Below are 18,508 nucleotides of genomic sequence, written 5' to 3'. Positions count from 1 at the left end.
GCACGAGTCCAAGCGCGCCGATCTGGTCTTCCATGCCGTCCTGGTAGCGCTGGTAGAGCTGCCCGGCCTTGCCGTGGAAGATCTTCCGGGCGAGCGCGTGGCGGCCCTCCTGGAGGTCGGCCTGCGCCTTGATCTGGCGCCGGTAGCCGGGCTCGTCGGCCAGACGCAGGATGTGCAGGGACTTGGCGATCCGCCCGTAGTGGGCGATCGCATCCCCCAGCGGGGTCGACCGCCCGTCCCGCGACAACATCCGGATGACGTCGTACGCGCGGACGGCGCCGGTGTGGATGGAGCCGATGATCCGCAGGATGTCCTCCCACTGGCGCCCGATCCGGGCGAGGTCGACCCGGCCGCGGGCGGCGTCGGTGAAGGCGCCGTAGTCGGCGGTGCGGTCGATGCGCCACATCTTCTGGTCCGGCAGGTCCGCCAGCTGGGGCGCGTACGCGAACCCGGCCAACGTCAGGAGGCCGAAGACGATGTCGCTGTACGAGGCGGTGTCGGTGACGATCATCTCCGGGCGCTTGCCGCCGTCCCGGTCATAGAGGACATCGAGTACGTACAGGGAGTCGCGCGGGGTGCCGGCCACCACCTTCCCGCCCAGTCCCGCCGCCTGGTCGTTGATCATGTTCAGCCACGTTGCGCCGCCCCGGCGCCCGAAAGACCGACATTCAGCAGCGCGTACAGGGTGTCCCACAAGCGGTTGTTCGCCGTCTCCCGCACGGTGCCCACCAGCCGGGCCAACCTCGTCACCCCGGGCAGCAGCACCCGCCGCTCGTGCAGCCACCCCACCGCCGCGTCGAGCAGCGACTTCGGCCCGTCGCCGGTCGTCCAGGCCCGCGCGTCCAGCCACGCGCTCAGCTCGTCCCGCACCTCGGCGAAGTCCCGCCAGCCCCCGGACTCCTGGATCTCCCCGGCATGCGTACGGGCTGTCCCGTCCCGCTCCCCGTACTCCTTCAGCACCGAGGCGTCGGCGATGCCCAACTGCTCGGCCAGGTACTCGGCGACCTCCGCCGGCACTTGTCGCGGGTCCGGCATGAACCGGCCCAAGTACCGCACGCCCGTCAGCTGGACCGCGAATCCGAGCCGGTTGTGCGCACGCCGCTTGGCCTGCACCTTCTCCAGGTCCGAGTCGTCCAGGAAGAAGTATCGCTCCAACTCCGTACGAGACGGCGTTTCGTTGAACGCCCCGTACTGGACTGCCTGTTGATCCGACAGGAACTCGACCGCCACCAGGTCCCCCGAAGATCGACAACATCGACCCGCGAAGGCTGCGCCGTACGATCAGCCCAGGTCAAAGCGTCGATCAGAGCCGCGAAGGCTTAGCGCACGATCTGACACGGATGTTCCTCACCCCCCTCCACCCAGTGGCCAAAGACGCCGCGCCCTGCACCACGTCGCCGACTCTCCGCCCCCGGCAATGCCGGGGGCTTCTTGCTGCCTGGAGGACCGACGTGCCGACCTACGAGACCTCTTCTCGCTTCACCACCGACCTGGACCGCCTCACCCCAGAACAGCGCCGTCGCTTCCGCCGGACCGTGGCGGCCTTCGTCGAGGATCTGCGCGCTGGGGCCTTCCGCGCCGGCGTCCTGGGCGTCGAAGAGACGGGCTGCGTGGTGGGGTGGCAGGGCGATGGTGAGGTGGCGGATGCGGGCGTCGTCGCGGGGCCATCCCCGCGGGCGCGGGGAGCAGTGACGACCCTCAGGTTTACCGGGCGTTGCTGAAGACAACTGCCGTCCCCACCATCAGTAACCACTCACGCCGACCCGCTGCGTTCGCTCCTGCCGTGGCTGCGCGCCCACGGCCACACCTTCAGCTTCCCGGAGCGCTGAGCGGTTCCGCCACGGCGTCTGTCGAGACGATGAAAGGTCTTCACCGGGTTCCACGGCAGGCCCGTCGCCCGGTCGCGAGCGGTCCGGGCCTGCCGCGGCCGGTTCATCTACCAGATGCCGCGCCGGATGTGCTGACCTGCTTCGGAAGGTCCAGCAACGTCCGCATGTCCTGCCGGGCCCGGTCGCTCGCGCTCGGCGGGGCGGCCTGCACGGCGCCCGACGCGCGGCTGCCCGCCGGTCGGGGCGCCACCACGCAGTTCGACTTGCCGGACTCGTAGACGCCGTTGACAGCGGTCACGCAGAACTCGTAGTTCCACACGCCGGGGAACAGGAACCCGATCCCCTTGCTCGTGTCCTCGACGATGTCCTCGTCTGCCTTGGAGGTGCCGCCGTCGTGGTCGTCGCCGTTGATATCGCGGACCCACACGCGGTAGCCGGCGGCCGCGTTCGACCCCTTCCAGTCCAGCTGGACGGACGTCGCGTCGGTGGAGGTGACCCGCAGGTCCGTCGGCGCGGGCGGGGTGCCGGCGCCGACGGTGACCGGGCGGGCCAGGCCGGGCAGGCCGCCGCCGGCCGCGTTCCAGGTCGCCACCGCGACGAGGTAGTGGTGCCCGGGTTTGAGGCCGTCGACGTGCGCGACCGTGCCGCGCGCCCCGGTGCTGGTGAGGAAGGCGCCGGGGGTGTCCTTGTCGTACAGGACGATCTCGTAGCGGTCGATGGTGTCGGTGTACGGTCCCGTCGGCGGGGTCCAGGCGACGTCGACACCGGTGGCGCTGGGCCGGCTGGCGATGCTGGTCGGGGGCGGTGCGGTCTGCGGGTGGGCGGTGGCGCCGACCGTGGCGGACCATCCCGAGGTGGTCTCGGTGCAGCCGCGTGGATCATGGGGGTCCGTGTTCCAGCGGCAGCCCATGTTGGCCCGCACCTGGTATTCCCAACCGATGCCGTCGACGGTCCAGGTGGTGTCGGTCCGGTTGCTGAAGGCCTTCCCCTGGCTCCACGCCGTCTGACCGGCGATCCGCGAACGTACGTCGTAGTCGACGGCTCCGTACACCGGGTCCCAGGTCACCGTGACGCCGCGCGCGCTGGACACCGCTCGTACGTGGGTGGGAAACGCCGGAGTGAGTCGTGCGGGCACGGTGGCGGGCACGTCCATGTCCCTGGCACCGAAGCCGTAATCCTGGTGCAGGACCTGCGCGAAGGCCGCGGCGAGTTCGTATTCCCCGTGTTCGTTGGGGTGCAGGCCGTCATATCCGGAGGGGCAGCTCGTCGGAGAGCACGAGTACCGGGCCGCCCAGTCGACGAGGTTGATGTTGGAGATCGGGTCGTCCGCATGCCAGGTCGCCATGGACTGCGGAAGGAGGCTGTTGTAGTGGTCGGTCTTGGCGATGAGGTCGTCCCGGCCGCCGATCTTCGTGCGCTGTGGTACGTTCGCCAGCGCGAAGTCGACACCCGGATGGGCGTCGCGGGCCAGCGCGACGATCTGCCCAACATCGCTCAACGTGCCGTATTCGTCGCTGACGAACCAGCCCATGTCGTTGAAACCGATCGCGAGCAGGATCAGGTCGGGCCGGTAGGTCGCGACCTGCTGCCGGATGTCCAGCTTGACCTGCGCGGCCTGGCGGCCCCAGTGCGCGTAGTGGTCGCTGTCGAAGGCGATGTCGGTCGGCGGTCCGGACCCGGGGTTCTGGGGTTCGCTGACGTCGGGGGCGTAGCCGCCCGACGTGCGGAGGCCCTGACTGGGCGGCGCCTCCTCCGGAAGCCGCGGGGGTGTGGGCGGGGCCGGCTGGTCGGGGGTGAACGTGCCGGAGTACGGCCCGACGAAGTCGACGGCGACCTTCTGGCTCCGCAGCCACTGCCACAGCCGGTAGCGCCAGGTGAAGTCGCCCTCCCGGCCCTGCGTGATGGAATCGCCGACGATCATCACCCGGTGGACCGGGGCGAGGGTCCAGTGGCTGCCTCCCTCCTCGTCGGCCGCCGCCCGCGTCCTGACCCCGGGCCGACCGCAGTTTCGCCACTGGTTCCGGCCCGAGAAGCCGTTCGCCTGCTGATAGGTCACGTACAGGCAGTACTCGGGTTTGAAGGCGGACCTGATCTCCACGTCCCGCCCGGCGCCGGGAACATCCGCGTCGACGATGGTCATCTTCTGCTCCGGTGGCACCTGATCGCGCGCCGCGACGCACGGCGCCGTCCGCATGGCACCGCTCTCCACGAAGATCATGCAGCCGATGTCCGGATCGACGTTGGCGATCTGCGCGCTGTCGTCCCCCGGGTCGTAGTTCCGGAAGCGCCAGTTCTCCGCGCCGTGCAGATCGTCGTCAAGGACCGAGTCCGCCGCCGGGCTCGGTATCTGCACCGTGGCGCCCACGCCGGGCGGCACGTCGGTCGCGGTGATCTGGTACTCGGCCGCCGCGGCGGCCATCGCCGACCTGAAGCCCACGGGTGTGTGGTCCGCGCCGCCGGGGTTGGCCAGGCGCGCCGGAGCGAGGATGCCGGACAGGTCGCCGGAGGTGACCATGTAGTCCAGTTCACCGCCGTCCACGTGCGTGGCGGCGCCGGGTCCCGCCACGACACCGATGCGGTTGCCGGTGCTATCGAGCGGCATCGCCTGTGTCAGGTTGACCGGATCCCGGTTGAAGTCGCCGAGCGCGACCCAGCTGTCCCCGCCCACCGCGGCTTCGATGTTCCTCAGCAGCCCCGGCACGTCGTTGCCGCTGCCGGACAGCGCGTGCAGGGTGAACACCCAGGTCGTGCCGAACCTCAGCCCGAACGTCGCCCGGCCGGCGGGGAGACCTGACGGAACGATCCGCACCTCCCGTGGAACGCGGTCGGTCACCATCGCAAGGTTCACGCGGTGCCCGTTCGGGTCCGTCTCCATGAAGTACACGTAGCGGTATGTCCCTGAACCGACCTGCCAGAGGGTCTCGGTCACCTGCGAGCCACCGGACTGGGCGGCGACGCCCATGTCCTCCCCCGGTGGGCTGGAACCCGCCTCCTGTAGTGCCACGATGTTGTGCGCGAGCATGGCATCGGACGGTCTGCCGTTCGCCAGCGCGGTGACGCCTGTCGACCATTTGCTGTCGCTTCCGGCGGTACCGCCCTGCATGTTCCAGGTGGCCATGCTCAGGTTCGTGATGTCCTGCGGAGCGGCGCTCGCCTCCCGCGGTTGGCTGATGAATGCCGCCATCAGCACGCCGCACGCCAACATCGTGATCATGCCGCGGAGCGTTCGGGATCTTCGCGGGCGCCCTTCCGTCCCGGGCCTGCGATGCCGGACTTCGTTCGTTCTCATGAGCTCCCTCAAGGTGACTTGGCATAGCCGCCGCCGCACGAACCGCTGCCGCGGCGGTCCTCCCGCACGCCCTGCCGGGCGTCGCCCCCTTCCGCGTCGTGGCGGCTGGCCGATCCGGCCGGCGCCGAGGTCCGCCGCCGTAGGGTGCCAGCCCCGCGCGGGTGCCACCCGGCCGCGGCGGCGATCCCGGAACCGCCGATACGGAGCACCCTGCCGGTCGGCAGGGGAACGGCACATCCGACAGCGACCGCCGTCCCCCGAGCACAGCGGCCGGAGAAAACGCTACAGACGCCACGAGCCGCGGTCGTCACCATGCAGAGCCACTTCGGACGTAGCTCGCACGGGGGACAAGCCCTTCCCTCGCCAGGTCTCGGAACCTCCTCCGCACCCTCCCCCGGGTCCGGGCCCGCCAGGCCGCCCCGCGCCGGGACGGGCCGTGATGGGATGGCGGCGTGAGCCGCGCCACCGAGGAGACCAACCGCCGCCTGCTGCGGGCCCGGGACGCGATGGACCGCGACTACGCGCGCCCGCTGGACGTCCCGGCCCTGGCCCGGCTCGCGCACGTCTCCCCGGCGCACTTCTCCCGTACGTTCCGGGCGACGTTCGGCGAGACCCCGCACCGCTACCTCCAGCGCCGCCGGGTGGAGCGGGCGATGTTCCTGCTGCGCGAGACCGACCGCCCGGTGACGGACATCAGCTTCGAGGTGGGCTTCGCCAGCCCGGGCACCTTCAGCCGTACGTTCCGCGACATCGTCGGCCGCTCGCCCCGCGCGTACCGCCGGGAAGCGGTGTCCGCCGGCGTGCCCACGTGCTTCACGATGGCCTGGACCCGCCCGAGCGCCTGAGAACCGAGCAGTTTCGGATAAGTACGCGGCCCCGGCGCTCGATAGCGTCAGGGCCATGTTCACCGCGATCACGCACTCCCAGATCTACGTCCTGGACCAGGACGAGGCCCTCCGCTTCTACGTCGGCACGCTCGGCCTGGAGGTCGCCGCCGACGTCGACATGGGCTTCATGCGCTGGCTGGCCGTCAGCGTCCCCGACCACCCCGAGCGGCAGGTCCTGCTGGAGCGGCCGGGCCCGCCGGCGATGTCGGCGGAGACCGCCGAGCAGGTCCGCGAGCTGGTCACCAAGGGCGCCATGGGCGGCTGGCTCATCCTCACCACCGACGACTGCCGGGGGACCTACGAGAAGCTGCTGGCGCGCGGCGTCGAGTTCACCGAGGAACCGACCGAGCGCCCGTACGGCATCGACTGCGGCCTACGCGACCCCTTCGGCAACCGCCTGCGCTTCACCCAGCTCAAGGGCTGACCCACCGCCGGGCCCGCCCGGGAACACGGCCGGTCCCCCGCGCGGGGGACCGGCCGCTGGGGCAGCGCTGGTCAGCAGGGTCGAATGGTGTAGACCAGCTCCCAGTCCACGTTGGTGAGCTGCTCACTGGGGGCGGCGGGCGTCCTCCAGGTGTCGCCGCCGACGAGGGCCAGCAGGGGCCGGGTGCCGGCGCTCTGGTTGTTCCGCCACGAGCCCACGCCGAAGAAGTCGATGACCGCCGTCCGGCCGCAGGTGTACAGGCCGATGTTGTCGCCACGTTCTGCAGCCCACCCGGCCAGAGCGGTGTTCACCGTGATCATGCACTTCTGGACGATCTGATAGGCGACATTCCGCTCCGCGCCTGCCACCCGCACCAGACGGCCGTCCTCGTCCGTGGCCCAGCCCTGAAGAAGGTCATACAGGGCCAGCGCACCGTAGCTGCGCCGGCGACCGAGCGATGGTCCAGGGCGAGGGCGCCGCGCATCTGCGCCCGGCCGACGTCGACTCCAAGCAAGGTGCCGCCGTCGTCGCAGGTGATGCGCACCCGCAGAGCCGCGCACGTGCGGCCCTCCGCCAGAGTGAGCCGCGCCTCGACAGCACGCGGCAGCATCTTGGCCGTACCGCGGAACCCGCCGTACGCCGACTCCCGGCGCGCGAATGCCTCCCGGTCGGCGGTGCTTCCGGGACCGACACCGGAGGCGACGTCCGCGACGTACACGGCGAGCTCCCAGCCGTCAGGCAGACGGCGGACGGTGATGGCGTCATCCCGGTCGAGACTGCCCTTGCGGTCGATCATGTGCGGGACGGTCGGGGAGCCTGCGGAGGGCAGATGGGCGGGAGAGGCGTGGGCGGGCAACACTTCTTCCTTCCGTGGCGCGGCAACGGTGAACCACCGGCGCCAAATTCATCATGTCCAACGAGGCGGCCGCCGTTTGCTGAGTTGCCAGGAAACGGTGCGGCGGCGGTGAGGATTCGCTCAGCTTGGCGTTTGACCTCGTTCGTGCTGGCTGTCGATGTGAGCAATTGGCTGCGCCCCGACGCCTCCACCAGCGACGACCGGTTGTTCTGTCACGTCTACGGGCGCGGTGACCGCAGCAAGGACCAGTTCGTGCCAGGCTGGCCGTATTCCTTCGTCGCGGCCCTGGAGACCGGCCGGACCTCCTGGACCGCGCTGCTGGACGCCGTGCGCCTGGGACAGACCGACGACGCAACCGCGGTCACCGCCGCCCAGCTCCGCGACGTGGTGATCAAGTTGCAGAAGGCCGGGCAGTGGCACGACGGCGACCCGAAAATCTGGATCGTCATGGACTCGGGCCACGACATCACCTACCTCTCCCACGCACTCGCGGACCTGCCGGTCGTACTGGTCGGGAGACTGCGCTCGGACCGCGTCATGCTCCGCGACGCCGGCCCGACCCGCTCCGCCCCGAAGAGCGGGCGTCCCCGCAAACACGGCGGCCTCCTGGCCTTCGCCCGGCCCGACAGCTGGCATGAGCCCGAGGTCACCACGGTCACCGACACCACCCGCTACGGCAAGGCCGAAGCGATGGCCTGGGACCGGATACACCCCCGGCTCACCCACCGCGGTCCCTGGCTGGACCTGGCCGAGGAGACACTGCCCGTCCTGCACGGCACGTTGATGCGCCTGAAGGTCGAGCGCCTGCCGGGCGACCGCGACCCGAAACCGGTCTGGCTATGGGTCTCATCGACCCGCGCCGCACCCGCGGACGTGGACCGCTGGTGGCAGGCGTTCCTCCGCAGATTCGACCTCGAACACACCTTCCGGCTGATGAAGCAAACCCTCGGCTGGACCACCCCGAAGATCCGCCACACCGACAGCACCGACCTGTGGACCTGGCTGATCATCGCCGCCCACACCCAGCTTCGTCTGGCCCGGCCTCTCGCCGGGGACGGTCGCCGTCCCCGGAAACGGCCGGCCGGACCCCGCCGCCTCACCCCCGCTCGGGTCCGGGGGGGTCGCAACATCCGCGCGACCGCGGCCTGTCCCGCGGCCGCACCGAAACCCTCCCGACCCGGGCCCGGACGGCCACCAGGCGCGAAGAACAAGCACCGCGCCAAGCGCCACGATGTGGGCAAGACCGTGAAACGCGCCGAAACAATCAAGGAACACCAAGCGCAGCGAAGTTAAACGCCAAGGTCAGAGCCTGTGAACAAACCCCAGTCTGCCCAGATCACTCCGTTACGGGCAGGCACTCGGCGAGCAGCTCGACGACGTCCCGCCAAGCTCGCTGCGCGTGCTGAGGGTGATAACCGACCCCGGGAAGCACGATGTGGTCGACCGGTGGGTGATGGAAGGCGTGCAAGGCGCCGCCGTAGACCACGAGGCGCCAGTCGACGCCCGCAGCCTGCATCTCGGCGGTGAACGCGTCCCGTTGCGCGGGCGGCATGATCGGGTCTTCTGACCCGACCCCGGCCCACACCGGGCAGTGAATGCGCGCCGTCTCGCCCGGTCGGCCCGTGGTCAGTCCGTTGACTGTCGCGATCGCGCGCAGGTCGACGCCGTCGCGCCCGAGTTCCAGCGCGATTGCGCCCCCGGTGCCGTAGCCGACGGCGGCGATCCGGTCCGGGTCGGTCCGCGGCTCGGCGCGGAGCAGGTCGAGCGCCGCGTGGCCGATGCCTCGCATCCGGTCGGGGTCGGCGAGCAGCGGCATGCAACGGGCCAACATCTCCTCAGGGTCGCCCAAATAGCGCCCGCCGTGGAGGTCGAAGGCCAGCGCCACGTATCCCAGCTCGGCGAGCGCATCGGCCCGGCGGCGCTCGACGTCGCTGAGCCCCACCCCCTCGGGCCCGACCAGGACCGCGGGCCGGCGGTCGACACCGGCCGGGAGCGCGAGGTGCCCAATCATCGTCAGGCCGTCGGCCGCGTATTCGATCGTGCGCGTTGTAACTGTCGTCATGAGCCTGGACTGTAGTGATCGTCGAGCCCGGTCGGGCCGGTGTTCTGCCGCTGGCAGAAGGCAGGTCTCCGGCGTATTCCGGAACCACCCCGTCAGCGGTTCAGCTCAGCGCCTGTGAACAAACCGCCGTCCGCCCGAAGGGCGGGCGCACCGGACGCCGCTGCGCGCAGACGGGGTTTGTTCACAGACTCTCACCGAAGGATGACGCTCACACCTCGTACCTCGAAGATCTCCAGTAGGAGGTTGAACAGCACAAGCTCGCGATCGCCGACGGGCACACGCTCTGCCAACCGTGTCCGAGCCTCGGCCGAGGAGTCCCAGTGCAAGGTGAACGGAGTGGTCGCGCCCCAGCCGCCTCTCAGACAGTCGTCCAGGGCGTCCAGGTTCCAGCCGAAGTATCCACCGGGTCCGTTGATGGCCTCACCGATCGCGCAGTAGAAGGTGTCCCGGTCAACGACATGTCGGCCGTCCAAGATGAACACCTGGCCTGCAGGTGCATCGGGCTTCCCCTGGCGTTGGTACTCCCGGAACCACAGGGCCACCGACAGCCACGCGTATCGGTCCTCGGGCGCGAGTTCGTGCCACATTCCGGTGTGGTTCAGGTGACCGGTGCGGATCAGCTCCCACGGTCGTTCCGCTCCGGGCAGGGCGTTCTCGCACCAGAGCGTCACCGTGAGGTCGACGAGGCCGGCACCGCTGGCGGAGGGCTTGACGTCGATGACGGTGACCTCGTTGACGAAGTAGGACCCCGTGGTGGCACCGTCACCGTCGAGGAGCTCGAACCAGGCGTTCCCCGCCACGGCACGACGACTGCCGACGTGGTCAACGCACCTCAGTAGGCCATCCTGCGGGAGGCAACCCGCGAGGTGCACTCGGCGCGCGCCCCCCTCACCCGGCAGGGGCGTGAACAACCCCTCTGCCTCGTGAGCGAAGCCCCAGAAATCCCTGTCGTCCTCATCCGAGGTCAGCGCGTACTTCTGCCCCTCGCCGCCCAGCCCCGACGTTCGCATCGCACCCCCATGAGAGCGCTGATCTTACCGACGCCGGGGGATCTGCCCGGCGGCCGCCGGCGCCGTCACCACCCCTGACCCCCTCGCATCCATCTCGGATGTTCTTTGACGAGCCACATACCCGCCTTCACCCATGAGAGTGAAGTGCAGAGAAGCACGAGGATGTCCAAGATCGTTGCCGTTTTGGTCGACGGCCCGCCACCGGTACTTCTGCTCACCGTTGACCTGGATGAAGACTTCGTCCAGGTGCCACTTGTCCCCGGGCCGAGGCTGCCGGCGGCGCAGCGCGCCTGCGCAGGCCTGCCCGAACTTCGCGCACCGGCGGCGAACCGTTTCGCAGGAGACGACGACCCCGCGCCCGGGCATCAGCTCCTCCACCCCGCGCAACGACAGCGGGAAGCGGTGGTACAGCCACCCACAGGGGGAGACGACCTCCACCGGGTACCGCTGACCCTGGCACGACAACGACGCGCCCCCACGGACCACCCTTCCCAGACTGATCAACCCCAAGATCACCCCACCGCTCAGCCAACGTGACAGCGCCCGCTGGCCGCGCTGAAGTCGATCCGCGCCGCCCGACCCGACGGCGCCCCGACCTACGTGATCATGGACAACCTGTCCGCCCACAAGGGCGCCGCCATCCGTCGCTGGGCGAAGAAATACAAGGTCGAGCTGTGCTTCACCCCGACCTACGCCTCGTGGGCGAACCCCATCGAGGCCCACTTCGGACCCCTGCGCCAGTTCACCATCGCCAACTCCAACCACCCCGTGCAGACCCGGGCCCTGCACTCCTACCTCCGCTGGCGCAACGCCAACGCCCGCCACCGCGACGTCCTGGCCGCCGAACGAAGAGAACACGCCCGCATCCGCAGCGAAAGAGGCATCCGCTGGGGCGGACGCCCCCTCACCACCGCGGCTTGAGCGACCCGGCGAACCTATGCGGTCAGAGCACTAGCAAGGCGCCGGCGCCACGGTTCGCGTTCCCTACCGCGGCCGCTGGGAGAAGCTCTCCGAAGGCCAGCGCGCAGTGAACGTCTCCCATGCCAAGATCCGCGCGCTCGGCGAGCAGGCCATGGCCACCCTGAAGTCCTGGCGGCTGCTGCGCAAACTCCGCTGCAGCACAACCCGCATCACCGACCTGGTCAAGACCGTGCTCGCGCTTCACCTCGCGACGTCAATCTGAGGTTGCAAACGGCTCACAGACTCCGAGGTGAAAAGACGACGGGACATTCTGCTCCTTTGCGCGGTGCGTAAAGGAGGGGGCTGACGCGGTTGTGATGCGGGAAGCGGCGCACGCACGATCAGGCGAATCTCACGGTGACGCAGCGGCCGAAAGGGGTGGTGGATTCGACCAGGAAACGGGTCCAGGATCCTTCCATAAATACAGAGAGGCTTTCTGTGCCGAACTGCTGGAATTGGGATTATTTACCGCCGCGGAATAGCACTCCACCATATGGGTTCAGATTCTTCTGATAGGAGTTCAATTCCGTATGCCGAGTAACGGGATTGGCGCAACTCGGTGGTCCACGACCCTGAATTGAACTCGCACGTCACTGCAGTTCCGCCGATTTCGCCGAGGTTGCGGAATACAGTCCTCGGCTCCAGAAATTTCGAAGGGACGTCTCAGCCTACGAGATCTCCAGGCGTTGCCCCTTGCGCCGGGACGAGAAGCTGGGCCCGGCCCTCGGCGTCGAACGACCCGAGCAGCAGGAACTCGCTCCGGAAACCCGCGATCCGCTTAGGCTTGAGGTTGACCACGCCGACGACGAGCCGGTCCCTCAAGGAATCGTGGTCGTAGTGGGTGAGCTGTGCGCTCGTGTGCAGGATACCCGCCGGACCGAAGTCGACGACCACCTTGTAGGCGGGCTTCCTGGCTTCGGGGAAGTCCTCGACCTCGATCACACGTCCCACCCGCAACTCGCACCCGAAGAACTGTCCGGCGTCGATCTTCTCCATGGTCTGCTCGTCCCGGTTGGCTGCGGACTCGGCGGCTGTCATGGTCGTCATCCTTTAATTTGCTTTTAATGTAAGCTTTTTGGGTCAGATCAGGCGAGTCCGTACATTATTCACGATCGTCGAGGATCAGTATTCCGACACCGACCAGGACGATCCCGGCCCACCCGAGCGGGTCCAGGTGTTCGCCCGCGACCACCACGCTCAACACCGCGGCCGCCACCGGCTCCACCAGGATAAGGGTGGCCGCCGTGCTCGCCGTGACATGGCCCAGGCCCCGCCCGAAGAGAAAGTAGGCAAGTGCCATGGGTACCAGTGCCAGATAGCCGGCCACCAATAGCCCTGCACGCGTGCTCAGTAGCGGTCCTCCAGTTACCACGAGCACGGGCACGAGCATGACGCCGCCCAGACCGAACATCACCCCCATCACAGAACGGGATGAAGCCCCCCGCCGGATGAGGCGTCCGGCGCTGTAGGAGTAGACGGCGTACGCCGCACCGACGAGTAGCCCGAGGGCGACGCCGACGGCGGTTGGGCGCCTCGGTGGGCGACTACCTGTCCCAGCCGACCGCGGACGGCGGCCTCGGCCTGGGTACGGTGGTCACCAGTGTGCTGTTCCTCGCCGTCATCCTCGGCCTCGTCGTGTTCCTGTCGGTGACGCGGAAGGACGTCACCGAGCGGGACCGGGTCACCCTGCCGGCAGGCTGACCACGAACCGCGTCCCGAGCGCATGACCGGGGCTGTAGGAGACCTCACCACCGACGGAGCGGGCCAGGCGCCGCGCGAGCGGCAGCCCCAGGCCCGCTCCGCCGTGCCCGTCGGCGGGATCGGCACGTCGGCCCGGCTGGAACAGCTGCCCGGCGAGCTGCGGTGGTACGCCGGGACCGTCGTCGGTGACGTCGATGGTCACGCCGTCCGGCTGCCGGGCCGCTACGACGCTGACGCGTGAACGCGCGTACCGCAGGGCGTTGTCGAGGAGGGGGCTGACGGTACGTTCGAGGAGCGCGGACGGGACGCCGGCTTCCAGGCCCGGGTCCATGGCCTGGACGACGACCTCCAAGCGCCCGGATACACCGAGGCGTTCGGTGAGGCGGCGCAGCGTGGGCAGCACACTGGCCGTGCCGGGTGCGGCGGAGGCACTTCCCCGGGCGTCGTCGAGCAGGGTGTCGCAGATGGTGCGCGTGGACCGGGCCGCGTCGGCGAGGGCCGCGTGGGTGGTACGGGTGTCGGCTTCAGAGCGGGGCCGGGCCTGCTACCAGTCGAGTTCGGCAATGATCCGGCTGAGCGGGGTGCGCAGTTCGTGGGACAGCTCCTGGGGTGAGCTGCTATTCGTGGCGCAGCACCGCGCGGATGCGGTCCAGGAGCGCGTCCAAGGACGCACCCAGGCGGGCGAGTTCGGTGGGCTGGTGGTCGGCGCCGAAGCGCTCGGTGGAGGCGACGGCGCTCCACTGGGTGGCCTGCTCCGTCATGGTGCTCACGGGCCGCAGCGCTCGGCCGACCGCCAGCCGCGTCAGCACGTAGGTGCAGGCGAGAACGGCGGCGTCGAGGGCGAGGGACGCGAGGAGCAGGGTGTCGGCCGAACCGCGGTAGGGCGACAGGGCGAGGGCGGTGACGACGGCCGCGGTGCTGCCTGTGGCCTGCGCGCACAGCCGGACCGGGCTACCGGCGTGTTCGACGGTGGCGCAGTGCTGCTCGCCGCGCGCGGCGAGCCGGCCGGCGGCGCGGGTGAGGGGGCTGGTGGCGGTGGCGGAGGGCGGCCGTTCGAGCAGATGCGTGCCGGCGTAGATCCACACGTTCGTGTCGAGGAGTTCGTCGTTCGACGTCTCCCGGACCCGCACTCCCGCCCGGCCGGTGTCGATGGTGGTGGCGACGGCGGCGGCCCGGGTGCGCAGTTCGTCGTCCGCCTGGCGCTGGAGGTGCTGCCGGACGGCGGTGTTGAACACGACGGTGAGGATCACCAGCACGAAAGCGGCGGTGGTGAGGGCCACCAGGGACAGCCGGCCACGCAGCGTGCGGGGCGCCAGACGTGACACCGGCCGGGAGATCAGCCCGGAGACCAGCCGGGAGAGGCGCCCGGTCATGACAGGCAGTGGCCGATTCCGCGGGCGGTCGTGACGGTCAGCGCGCTGCCGCTGTCCCGGAGCTTGCGGCGCAACCGGGTCAGGTACTGGTCGAGGGTGTTGTCACTGACGTGTGCCCCCTCGGGCCAGCCGGCTCTGATCAGCTCACGGCGGCTGACGATGTCGCCGGACGCGGCCATGAGCGCGGCCAGCAGACGGAACTCCGTGGGGGTCAGGCCGACGCGGGTGCCGCGCACGGTGAGGCGGTGCCGGACGGCGTCCAGGACCAGGTCTCCGGCCGCGGCGGCCGGGCGAGGCCCGCCGCGTTTGACGGCGGCCCGCAGCCGCGCGGCGAGTTCGGCCAAGTGGAAGGGTTTGGGCAGGTAGTCGTCGCCGCCGGCGGAGAATTTGCTGAACCGGTCGGTGAGCCGGTGATGGGCAGTCAGGAAGATGACAGGCGAGAGGAATCCGTTCGCCCTCATCGCCTGGCAGACGTCCCGCCCGTCCGCGTCGGGCAGCCCTACATCGAGGACGGCGCCGGCAAAGCCGTCACCGGCCAGGCGCAGGGCGGTCGCGCCGTCCTGCGCGGGCACGGCGTCGAAGTCCTCGTCGCGCAGGCCGCGCAGCAGCACGTCACGCAGGGCGTGATCGTCCTCGACGACCAGGATCTTGGGGCGCATGGTGCTTCACCTGTTCTCGTGGCTGTTCCTGGGGCGGACCGGCAGCGGCGGCGTCCTCCGCTGCCGGTTGTCCCGTATCGGCGAGGACCTGCTCGGGCAGCCACCTGGCCGTGGCGGCGAGGCACAGCCCCAGCCAGCCGAGGCCGAACAGCCAGCCGCCGAGGACGTCGGTGAACCAGTGCACGCCGAGGTAGACGCGGGTCAGGCCGACCAGCGCGCCCCAGCAGCAGGCGGCGAGGGCGAGCGGGGTTCTGCCGCGGGGGCCGCGCACGAGCACCGCGATAACGAGTGGACCTGCGGTGAGGGTGGCGGTCGTCGCGTAGCCGGAGGGGAACGACCATCCCGAGGCGTGCGTCACCCAGTCCACCCGTGGCGGGCGGGACCGGGCTGTCAGCTCCATCACGCCGTACCGGACGGCCTGCCCGGCCCCGAGACAGGCCGCGCAGAGGGCGACGGTGACCAGACGGCCGCGTAGCGTCCGAGCGGCGACGAGGCCCGCCAGGGCGGCCAGCACGTACGGGACCACACCCGTCCCCGTGGCGGTGACACCCTGGGCCAGTGCCACTGCGACGGCCGGGCGGTGCGCTAGAGGCCAGGAGTGGAAGTCCTCGTCGCCGAACTGCACGGCGCCGTCGCCGCCGACCACGACCATGAGCAGGACACCGAACGCCGTCAGAGCGCCCAGTCCCGTGCAGCCGGCCAGGTCAGCGACGTCCCTGCGGTTCACGGCGCCACCAGCAGCGGCCTCAGCCGTGTCGCGGTGAGCCGCCGCGCCAGCGCGTCGGGACGCCTGCGCACCGCCGCTGTCAGCAGCATCGCGACGACAGCCCCGACCGCCAGACCGGCCACCACGTCGTGCGGGTAGTGCGCGCCGACCCAGATCCGGGAGGCGGCCATCACCACGGCGGCCACCGCCGCGACGGTACCGAGGCGACGGGAGACGAAGAGGAGCGCGACGGCGGCCGCTGCGGCTATCGCCGCGTGGTTACTGGGGAACGACCAGTCCCCCGGCGCCGGACACGCCTCCAGCGTCACCACCCGCAGGCTCTGACAGGGCCGGTCCTCGCGCACCACCAGTTTCAGCGCGTCGTTCACCGCGTACGCCACGACGACGGTCACCGGCGCGGCCAGTGCCACCACCGCCGCACGGGCGCCCGCGTGCCGTGCCCGCCACCAGCCCACGACCATGAGGACGGCGAACAGGCCCAGGCCGTACGTCGACCAGGCGGACACCAGGCCGTCCAGCCACGCCGGGGAGCGGTGGGCGAGGTCCACCACGTCGGTGTAGGCGGAGCCGTCGATCCTGGCCCCGTCGAAGGCGAGCATCACCCCTCGGCTCCCTTCTGCCCGACGGCCGCCCGGCGGGAGCGGTACAGCTCGGCGACGAGCGGAACCAGCGACAGGGCGACGATCACTCCGACCATGGGGAGCAGATAGCGGTCCACGTTGGGGACGGACGAGCCGAGGGCGTACCCGGCGAGGATGAGCCCCAGGCTCCAGACGAGCCCGCCGGCCGCCTGCCACACGGTGAACGTCCCTATGGGTACGCGCAGGGCGCCCGCGAGGGGATTGAGTACCGTGCGCACCACCGGCACGAACCGGGCCAGCACGATCGCCTTCGCGTGCCCGTACCGCTCCAGCAGCTCCTCCGCGCGACGGGCCCCTTCCTGGAGACGGGCCGAGCGGCTGCGGGCGAGCAGCGCTCCGCCGGCCTTCCGCCCGATCAGGTAGCCGCACTGCGAACCGGCCAGCGCACCCACGGCGGCGACGGCCAGCAGCGGTGCCAGGGACAGCCGCAACCCGCCGGGGGCCGTCCCGGTGCACAGCAGACCGGCTGTGAACAGCAGGGAGTCGCCGGGCAGGAAGAAGCCGATCAGCAGCCCTGTCTCGGCGAACAGCACCACGCCGACCCCCAGCACGCCGAAGGCGGACAGCAGGGACTGTGCACTGAGGACATTCACTGCCAGCTGCGGCGCCGCAGCTGCGGCCACGGTCGCGAGCCCTGTCATACGCGAGCCCTCTCATACTGGACGGACGGGAGCACGCGGACACGGCACCCGGCCGACTACAATCCTGTAGACGGTCTACTGCACTGTAGACGAAGACGGGGTGAGGATCGTTCCCATGACCGAAGCGAAGGACGAACGCCGGCCGGCGGGCGAGCTCGAGGCCAGCGTCATGGCCGCGCTGTGGTCCGCCGACGGGCCGCGTACACCGGGCCAGATGCAGACCGACCTCGCCGTCGACCTGGCCCGCACCACCGTGACGACGATCCTGACCCGCCTGCACGACAAGGGCGTCGTCGGCCGCGAGCGGCAGGGCCGCGGCTACGCGTACTACCCCGTCGAGGACGCCCCCGGCCTCACCGCCCGCCGCATGCACAGCGAACTGGAGCGGGACACCGACCGCGAGACGGTCCTGGCCCGCTTCGTCGCCCGGCTCAGCTCCGGCGACGAGCGCGTACTGCGCGAACTCCTGGAATCGGGTGAGCGATGAACGTCCTGCTGCTGGTCCCCCCGTTGCTCCTGCCCTTCGCCGTCCACGGTCTCGCCGGGCGCGCGCTCGACCGTCTCCACCCCGTCGCCGCGCTCCGGGCGCTCACCCTCACCGCGACCGTGCTGGCCGGTGCCTCCGTGTCCGCACTGGGCGCACTGGTCCTGACCGGCCTGCTCGCCCTCCCGCTGTTCGCCCCGCTCGGCGAGCTCGTCCACCCGTTGCACACGCCGCCGAACGCCCTCGTCCTGCCCGTGGCCGCGGTGGCCACCGGCGTGCTCACGGTCAGCGCCTGGACGCTGCTGCGGTCGGCCCTGCGCCAGATCCGCGCCTACCGCACCGCCCGCAGGCAGGCCGAGAGCAGCCCCGCCGCGGGCGACCTGTGCGTCGTCGACTCGCCCCACCCGGACGCGTACGCCCTGCCGGGCCGGCCCCACCGCATCGTCGTCACCACCGGGATGCTGCGCACCCTCGCCCCCGCCGAGCGTGAGGTGCTCCTCGCCCACGAACGGGCGCACAACGCGGGCGGCCACTACCGCTTCCTGCTCGCCGCGGAACTGGCGGCCCACTGTCACCCAGGTTTGCCACGCGTCCGCGACGCCGTCCAGCTCGCCGCGGAGCGGGCGGCGGACGAGGCCGCGGCGGCCGCCGTCGGCGACCGCCGGCTGACCGCGCAGGCCATCGCGCGCGCCGCCCTCGCCACCCGAGCCGCACCGTCCACCCGCCCGGACTTCGCCTCCGCCGCGACCACCGGCCCCGTGCCCCAGCGGGTCGCGGCCCTCCTCGCGACCCCCGCGGAGCGCCCCCGCAGCGCCTCCTGGATCGCGCTGCTCCTCGCCGCCTGCGCGGTCGTCTCGGCCTGTGCCGCGACGACCGGCGTGGTCGTGTTCCACCACGAGGTGGAGGTCGCCCAGGGCGAGGTGCCGCGCTGAGCGGACCCTCTTGGGGAGGTGCCGCGGGCCGCT

Annotated in this window: 14 protein-coding genes and 9 pseudogenes; 8 read left to right on the top strand and 15 right to left on the bottom strand. The window is 70.6% G+C overall.

The window, feature by feature from the left end:
- Nucleotide 1 precedes the first annotated feature (1 nt).
- From QQY24_RS34940 to QQY24_RS33670, 3 genes and pseudogenes are all read right to left on the bottom strand, one after another.
- Nucleotides 2–1,230 (bottom strand): annotated as a pseudogene (locus tag QQY24_RS34940) (Tn3 family transposase); the annotation flags it as partial.
- Between the two features lie 344 nt (nt 1,231–1,574).
- Nucleotides 1,575–1,658, bottom strand: a pseudogene (locus QQY24_RS33675) (XRE family transcriptional regulator); the annotation flags it as partial.
- Nucleotides 1,659–1,932: 274 nt separating this feature from the next.
- Nucleotides 1,933–5,043, bottom strand: coding sequence for a fibronectin type III domain-containing protein (locus tag QQY24_RS33670; protein WP_301976721.1), 3,111 nt, complete (start codon nt 5,041–5,043; stop codon nt 1,933–1,935).
- Nucleotides 5,044–5,570: 527 nt separating this feature from the next.
- Here QQY24_RS33670 and QQY24_RS33665 point away from each other — a divergent pair.
- Together QQY24_RS33665 and QQY24_RS33660 are read left to right on the top strand one after the other, a co-directional pair.
- A complete protein-coding gene (locus QQY24_RS33665; protein WP_301976720.1) occupies nt 5,571–5,963 on the top strand; it encodes a helix-turn-helix domain-containing protein in 393 nt (130 codons plus the stop codon).
- A gap of 55 nt (nt 5,964–6,018) precedes the next feature.
- Nucleotides 6,019–6,429, top strand: coding sequence for a VOC family protein (locus tag QQY24_RS33660; RefSeq protein ID WP_301976719.1), 411 nt, complete (start codon nt 6,019–6,021; stop codon nt 6,427–6,429).
- A gap of 71 nt (nt 6,430–6,500) precedes the next feature.
- Here QQY24_RS33660 and QQY24_RS33655 read toward each other — a convergent pair whose 3' ends face one another.
- Nucleotides 6,501–6,749: a hypothetical protein gene (locus QQY24_RS33655; protein WP_301976718.1), complete on the bottom strand. Its 249-nt coding sequence runs from the start codon at nt 6,747–6,749 to the stop codon at nt 6,501–6,503.
- Nucleotides 6,746–7,225, bottom strand: a complete 480-nt coding sequence (locus tag QQY24_RS33650; protein ID WP_301976717.1) for an RNB domain-containing ribonuclease — start codon at nt 7,223–7,225, stop codon at nt 6,746–6,748. Before QQY24_RS33650 ends, QQY24_RS33655 begins: the two co-directional genes overlap by 4 nt.
- A gap of 204 nt (nt 7,226–7,429) precedes the next feature.
- On the opposite strand from QQY24_RS33650, the pseudogene QQY24_RS33645 reads away from it, so the two are divergent.
- A pseudogene (locus QQY24_RS33645) lies at nt 7,430–8,578 on the top strand (transposase); the annotation flags it as partial.
- Nucleotides 8,579–8,621: 43 nt separating this feature from the next.
- Here QQY24_RS33645 and QQY24_RS33640 read toward each other — a convergent pair.
- The 3 genes and pseudogenes from QQY24_RS33640 to QQY24_RS33630 form a co-directional block, all read right to left on the bottom strand.
- On the bottom strand, nt 8,622–9,347 hold the full coding sequence (locus QQY24_RS33640) for a dienelactone hydrolase family protein (protein WP_301976716.1): 726 nt from the start codon (nt 9,345–9,347) through the stop codon (nt 8,622–8,624).
- Between the two features lie 191 nt (nt 9,348–9,538).
- On the bottom strand, nt 9,539–10,357 hold the full coding sequence (locus QQY24_RS33635) for a barstar family protein (protein ID WP_301976715.1): 819 nt from the start codon (nt 10,355–10,357) through the stop codon (nt 9,539–9,541).
- A gap of 174 nt (nt 10,358–10,531) precedes the next feature.
- A pseudogene (locus QQY24_RS33630) lies at nt 10,532–10,843 on the bottom strand (DDE-type integrase/transposase/recombinase); the annotation flags it as partial.
- A 60-nt stretch (nt 10,844–10,903) separates the two neighbouring features.
- On the opposite strand from QQY24_RS33630, the pseudogene QQY24_RS33625 reads away from it, so the two are divergent.
- Together QQY24_RS33625 and QQY24_RS33620 are read left to right on the top strand one after the other, a co-directional pair.
- Nucleotides 10,904–11,278: pseudogene (locus tag QQY24_RS33625) on the top strand (transposase); the annotation flags it as partial.
- A gap of 34 nt (nt 11,279–11,312) precedes the next feature.
- Nucleotides 11,313–11,540 (top strand): annotated as a pseudogene (locus QQY24_RS33620) (transposase family protein); the annotation flags it as partial.
- A gap of 440 nt (nt 11,541–11,980) precedes the next feature.
- Here QQY24_RS33620 and QQY24_RS33615 read toward each other — a convergent pair.
- Nucleotides 11,981–12,364, bottom strand: a complete 384-nt coding sequence (locus QQY24_RS33615; RefSeq protein WP_301976714.1) for a tRNA-binding protein — start codon at nt 12,362–12,364, stop codon at nt 11,981–11,983.
- Nucleotides 12,365–12,419: 55 nt separating this feature from the next.
- Nucleotides 12,420–12,821: pseudogene (locus QQY24_RS33610) on the bottom strand (EamA family transporter); the annotation flags it as partial.
- Between the two features lie 20 nt (nt 12,822–12,841).
- On the opposite strand from QQY24_RS33610, the pseudogene QQY24_RS33605 reads away from it, so the two are divergent.
- Nucleotides 12,842–13,018: pseudogene (locus QQY24_RS33605) on the top strand (hypothetical protein); the annotation flags it as partial.
- On the opposite strand, the pseudogene QQY24_RS33600 reads toward QQY24_RS33605, so the two are convergent.
- The 5 genes and pseudogenes from QQY24_RS33600 to QQY24_RS33580 all read right to left on the bottom strand — a co-directional run bounded on the left by QQY24_RS33600 (nt 12,999) and on the right by QQY24_RS33580 (nt 17,059).
- A pseudogene (locus QQY24_RS33600) lies at nt 12,999–14,391 on the bottom strand (sensor histidine kinase). The pseudogenes QQY24_RS33605 and QQY24_RS33600 sit on opposite strands and share 20 nt — an antisense overlap.
- Nucleotides 14,388–15,050, bottom strand: coding sequence for a response regulator transcription factor (locus QQY24_RS33595; RefSeq protein WP_301976713.1), 663 nt, complete (start codon nt 15,048–15,050; stop codon nt 14,388–14,390). Before QQY24_RS33595 ends, QQY24_RS33600 begins: the two are co-directional and overlap by 4 nt.
- Nucleotides 15,004–15,777, bottom strand: a complete 774-nt coding sequence (locus QQY24_RS33590; protein ID WP_301976712.1) for a phosphatase PAP2 family protein — start codon at nt 15,775–15,777, stop codon at nt 15,004–15,006. Before QQY24_RS33590 ends, QQY24_RS33595 begins: the two co-directional genes overlap by 47 nt.
- Nucleotides 15,774–16,379 (bottom strand): phosphatase PAP2 family protein, encoded by a 606-nt coding sequence (locus QQY24_RS33585; RefSeq protein ID WP_301976711.1) that lies wholly within the window; start codon nt 16,377–16,379, stop codon nt 15,774–15,776. The genes QQY24_RS33590 and QQY24_RS33585 overlap by 4 nt, the downstream gene beginning before the upstream one ends.
- The gene (locus QQY24_RS33580) at nt 16,376–17,059 is read right to left on the bottom strand and encodes a DedA family protein (RefSeq protein WP_301976710.1); all 684 of its coding nucleotides are present in this window, start codon (nt 17,057–17,059) and stop codon (nt 16,376–16,378) included. The genes QQY24_RS33585 and QQY24_RS33580 overlap by 4 nt, the downstream gene beginning before the upstream one ends.
- Before the next feature lie 115 nt (nt 17,060–17,174).
- Here QQY24_RS33580 and QQY24_RS33575 point away from each other — a divergent pair, with 115 nt between their 5' ends.
- Both QQY24_RS33575 and QQY24_RS33570 read left to right on the top strand, forming a co-directional pair.
- Entirely contained in the window at nt 17,175–17,546 is a 372-nt protein-coding gene (locus QQY24_RS33575; protein ID WP_301976709.1) for a BlaI/MecI/CopY family transcriptional regulator, read from the top strand.
- A complete protein-coding gene (locus QQY24_RS33570) occupies nt 17,543–18,475 on the top strand; it encodes a M48 family metalloprotease (protein WP_301976708.1) in 933 nt (310 codons plus the stop codon). Before QQY24_RS33575 ends, QQY24_RS33570 begins: the two co-directional genes overlap by 4 nt.
- Nucleotides 18,476–18,508: the final 33 nt, after the last annotated feature.

It is taken from the genome of Streptomyces sp. TG1A-8 (assembly GCF_030499535.1).
GTDB lineage: Bacteria > Actinomycetota > Actinomycetes > Streptomycetales > Streptomycetaceae > Streptomyces.
The sequence above is the reverse complement of the archived record's forward strand: the minus strand, read 5'-3'. Positions and strand labels throughout refer to the sequence as shown.

What these genes read in the sequence shown, in the direction of transcription:
- QQY24_RS33670 (WP_301976721.1), bottom strand. Translation starts at nt 5,043, where the DNA reads ATGATCACGATGTTGGCGTGCGGCGTGCTGATGGCGGCATTCATCAGC.
- QQY24_RS33660 (WP_301976719.1), top strand. Translation starts at nt 6,019, where the DNA reads ATGTTCACCGCGATCACGCACTCCCAGATCTACGTCCTGGACCAGGAC.
- QQY24_RS33655 (WP_301976718.1), bottom strand. Translation starts at nt 6,749, where the DNA reads ATGATCACGGTGAACACCGCTCTGGCCGGGTGGGCTGCAGAACGTGGC.
- QQY24_RS33650 (WP_301976717.1), bottom strand. Translation starts at nt 7,225, where the DNA reads ATGATCGACCGCAAGGGCAGTCTCGACCGGGATGACGCCATCACCGTC.
- QQY24_RS33640 (WP_301976716.1), bottom strand. Translation starts at nt 9,347, where the DNA reads ATGACGACAGTTACAACGCGCACGATCGAATACGCGGCCGACGGCCTG.
- QQY24_RS33635 (WP_301976715.1), bottom strand. Translation starts at nt 10,357, where the DNA reads ATGCGAACGTCGGGGCTGGGCGGCGAGGGGCAGAAGTACGCGCTGACC.
- QQY24_RS33615 (WP_301976714.1), bottom strand. Translation starts at nt 12,364, where the DNA reads ATGACGACCATGACAGCCGCCGAGTCCGCAGCCAACCGGGACGAGCAG.
- QQY24_RS33595 (WP_301976713.1), bottom strand. Translation starts at nt 15,050, where the DNA reads ATGCGCCCCAAGATCCTGGTCGTCGAGGACGATCACGCCCTGCGTGAC.
- QQY24_RS33580 (WP_301976710.1), bottom strand. Translation starts at nt 17,059, where the DNA reads ATGACAGGGCTCGCGACCGTGGCCGCAGCTGCGGCGCCGCAGCTGGCA.
- QQY24_RS33575 (WP_301976709.1), top strand. Translation starts at nt 17,175, where the DNA reads ATGACCGAAGCGAAGGACGAACGCCGGCCGGCGGGCGAGCTCGAGGCC.
- QQY24_RS33570 (WP_301976708.1), top strand. Translation starts at nt 17,543, where the DNA reads ATGAACGTCCTGCTGCTGGTCCCCCCGTTGCTCCTGCCCTTCGCCGTC.